The sequence below is a fragment of the Lentisphaerota bacterium genome (assembly GCA_016873675.1).
In the GTDB taxonomy this organism is placed as follows: domain Bacteria; phylum Verrucomicrobiota; class Kiritimatiellia; order RFP12; family JAAYNR01; genus VGWG01.
In genome coordinates, this window is the sequence record VGWG01000178.1 from 1 (window position 1) to 3,394 (window position 3,394).

Genomic DNA, 3,394 nt, shown 5'->3' on the forward strand with positions numbered 1-3,394 from the left:
CCCGGCCGACGCGCGAATCGGCGGGGACGCCTGAGGCATACTTGTTCGTGAGCACCCCCTGCGCCAGCGGCGAGAAGGCGATGACGCCGAAACCCTCTTCCTCTGCCGTTGCGAGCAGGCCATCCTCGACCCCGCGATCGAGCATGCTGTAGCGCGGTTGGTGGATCACGCAGGGGGTGCCCATCTGCCGCAGGATCCGCGCCGCGCGGCGTCCGAGTTCGGCGGGATAGTTCGAGATGCCGACATAGAGCGCCTTGCCCCGGCGGACCGCCGTGTCGAGCGCCCCCATGGACTCCTCCAGCGGTGTGTTCGGATCGGGCCGGTGGTGGTAGAAAATGTCCACATAGTCCAGCCCCAGCCGCTTCAGGCTCTGATCGAGGCTCGCCAGCAGCCCCTTGCGCGAGCCCCATTCGCCGTAAGGGCCCGGCCACATGTAGTAGCCCGCCTTGGTCGCGATCACCAGTTCGTCGCGCCACGCGCCAAAGGTGTTTTTGAGCTGCGCGCCAAACTGGGTCTCGGCCGCGCCTGCGGGCGGACCGTAGTTGTTGGCGAGGTCAAAGTGAGTCACACCGAGGTCGAAAGCCGCAGCGAGGATCTCGCGGCACGAGGCGGATGACACCGCATGGCCAAAATTATGCCAGAGGCCCAGCGAGACGGCCGGCAGCCGGAGACCGCTGCGTCCGCACCGGTTATAGATCATGCCGTTCTCGTAACGCTTCGGATCGGGTTCGTAGTTCATGCTTCGCTCCAGGTGTCATGCGGGTTGCCGCGTGATCGAAGCCGCTGGCCAACAGAGGATCCCGCTGCCGATCGGGACTCCGATGAGCCCCATTCTGCCATATTGTGACGGATGGAACAAGAAGGATGAGAACAACAACAGGAACCGTTACGTGCATGGTGTCTAGACAGTCCCGATCAAACATGCGATACTTCCGGCGCGCGTCTGGAAAGCGCCGAATGCACGGCTGCAGACGGGTGTGCGAGCGAACAGGAATGGGGTTGTAATGAAACGTTTTTCTCTGATACTGGCGGTCGTGGGGGCCGTGACGGCGGTGTGTGGCTCGGACATCACGATTCGGGGGGCAGGCGCCGGCAAGGATGCGGTCAGTCTCGTTGGGTTCGCGGCCACGGGCGAGACGGGAAGTCTCTTCGTGCAGACCCTGCAGAGCGATCTGGAACGCTCCGGGTGGTTCAAGATCGATCCGGCGGGGCAGATCCGCGTCTCGGGCGCGGCCTCGGCCCGGGCGGACAGCCTGGCGGTGTCCAGCCTGATCTCCTGGCCCGGGAAGCGCATGGAGTGGAACCGCTCGTCCGCCTCAGGTGCGACGGAGGTTCGTCGGCTGGCGCATCAATTAGCCAATGACATGGTCAGGCACATCAAAGGTGAACGGGGCATTGCCGGCACGCGGATCGTTTTCGTCAACCGCCGCGGGCCGAACAACGCCGATCTGTTCATGTGCGACGCGGATGGCCGCAGTCTGGCGCAGATCACCCACGACAACGTGGCGGCGGTCGGCCCGAAATGGGATCGTGACGGACTCAATATCCTGTACACCAGCTATCTGCACAACACGCCTGCGGTTTACCGATTTCCGGCCACGGGTGGACGCCGCATGCCGCTCGCGAAGTTCAAAGGACTGAACACGGGGGCCGAGATTTCGCCCGACGGCCGCACCGCCGTGCTGATCCTCTCGCTATCGGGCAACCCCGATGTCTACACCCTGGATCTGGCCAGCGGCGCGGTCACCCGCCTCACGCAGACACCCCACGCCGTCGAAGCGAGCCCCGCCTGGTCGCCTGACGGCGCCCAGGTCGTTTATGTGGGCGACGCCTCGGGGGCCCCGCACCTGTACACCATTGACATCGCCACCAAGCGGTCCCGCCGGCTGACCTACAAGGGATCGGAGAATGTCAATCCCGACTGGTCGGCGAATGGAAAAATCGTCTATGCGACGCGTCGAAGCGGCTACCAGATCGCCGTCCTGGACCCCGCCGCCGGTGGCGAACCCGACACCCCGCTCACGAGCGGCCCGGATCACGAAGACCCGTCGTGGGCACCGGACAGCCGTCACATCGTCTGCTCGCGCGCGGAGGGTTCCGGGCGCTCATCACTTTGGATACTTGACATCAAGGGGGATTCTCCGGTACGTTTATTCCCTCATGCGGGTAACTGGATGTCACCCGATTGGTCGGATAAATAGTAAACGGGGTTTGTGCTCCACGGAGTCAACAGTATGCGTATGAATCAGTTTGTCAAGCTGGCGCTGGTTGCGGTTATTCTGGCAACAAGCAGCGGCTGCACCACGGTCAAGCGATGGTTTGGCTGGGGCGGCGGCGCGAAGGACCGCGAGACGCAGGTCACCGACGTTCCGTGGGATGCCGAGACGGGCGCGCCGATCAACGATCCGAGCTCTTTCGCCGAGTCGCGGGAGCCGGTGGCCGGCGTGTCGTTCAGCCCGGTCTATTTCGGCTTTGATTCCTACCAATTGGCTCCGGTCGAAGTGTCGAAGATCGAACAGGTCGCCCAGCATCTGCTGCAGAACAGCGCTCATGTCGTGCTGATTGACGGGCACTGCGACGAGCGCGGCAGCAACGAATACAACCTGTCGCTGGGCGAACAGCGCGCGCAGACCATCCGCGGCTATCTCGTGAGCCTTGGCATCGACGGCGGCCGCGTGCAGACACGCAGCTTCGGGGAAGAGAAGCCCGCATCCCAGGGCCGCTCCGAAGAGTCCTACCGCCTCAACCGCCGCGGCGAATTCGGCGTTTATAAGTGACCGTTCACCCCCAGCTCACAGCGGTATCTGCGGACGTGTCCTCGGTCTGGGTGGACGCCATGCTCGATGCGCTCTCATCCTGCCCTTTTACGCCGACGGCTTGGGAGGATGTGGAGCGGGGAACCTGCCGCATCGATATCTTTCTTGAACATGCGGCCGATGCGGCGGGGGTCTGTGACACGGTGCGGGAAACGGGCGCGGCGTTGGGCCTGACGCTCGCGCCGGCCGTCTCGCAACTGGCCCGCGAAGACTGGACCGAGAGTTGGAAACGTTTTTTTCACGTTGAGCGCGTCTCCCGGCGGGTGGTGATCCGCCCGGTCTGGGAATCCTATACGGCCCAACCGGGTGAAGTGGTGATCGACATCGAGCCGGGGATGAGCTTCGGCACGGGACGTCACGGCACCACCCGCGCCTGCCTCGAATTTCTCGACCACATCTCCGGTCAGCGCGCGGGCGGTTCCATGCTCGACATGGGCTGCGGTTCGGGCATCCTGGCCATCGGCGCGGCCAAGCTCGGCTTCCATCCGGTCTGCGGTTTTGACAACGACCCCGATGCTGTGGCGATCGCCCGTGACAACGCGCGGCTCAATGGCGTCACGACGGAGCTGGACGTGTGC

4 protein-coding genes are annotated in these 3,394 nt (G+C 64.1%); 3 read left to right on the forward strand and 1 reads right to left on the reverse strand.

Features of this window, described 5'->3' with window-relative positions; all coding sequences use genetic code 11:
- Positions 1–739, reverse strand: a 739-nt coding sequence (locus FJ222_12365) for an L-glyceraldehyde 3-phosphate reductase (protein ID MBM4165215.1), incomplete at its 3' end; no start/stop codon positions are given.
- A 265-nt stretch (positions 740–1,004) separates the two neighbouring features.
- On the opposite strand from FJ222_12365, the gene FJ222_12370 reads away from it, so the two are divergent.
- From FJ222_12370 to FJ222_12380, 3 genes are all read left to right on the forward strand, one after another.
- Complete coding sequence (locus FJ222_12370; protein MBM4165216.1) at positions 1,005–2,201, forward strand: hypothetical protein; 1,197 nt, start codon at positions 1,005–1,007, stop codon at positions 2,199–2,201.
- 33 nt (positions 2,202–2,234) lie between these two features.
- Positions 2,235–2,777, forward strand: a complete 543-nt coding sequence (locus tag FJ222_12375; protein ID MBM4165217.1) for a hypothetical protein — start codon at positions 2,235–2,237, stop codon at positions 2,775–2,777.
- Positions 2,774–3,394: methyltransferase domain-containing protein (locus FJ222_12380; GenBank protein MBM4165218.1), on the forward strand; the 621-nt coding region annotated here is incomplete at its 3' end. The genes FJ222_12375 and FJ222_12380, both read left to right, overlap by 4 nt.

Coding starts and splice junctions, on each gene's coding strand:
- FJ222_12370 (MBM4165216.1), top strand. CDS start 1,005: ATGAAACGTTTTTCTCTGATACTGGCGGTCGTGGGGGCCGTGACGGCG.
- FJ222_12375 (MBM4165217.1), top strand. CDS start 2,235: ATGCGTATGAATCAGTTTGTCAAGCTGGCGCTGGTTGCGGTTATTCTG.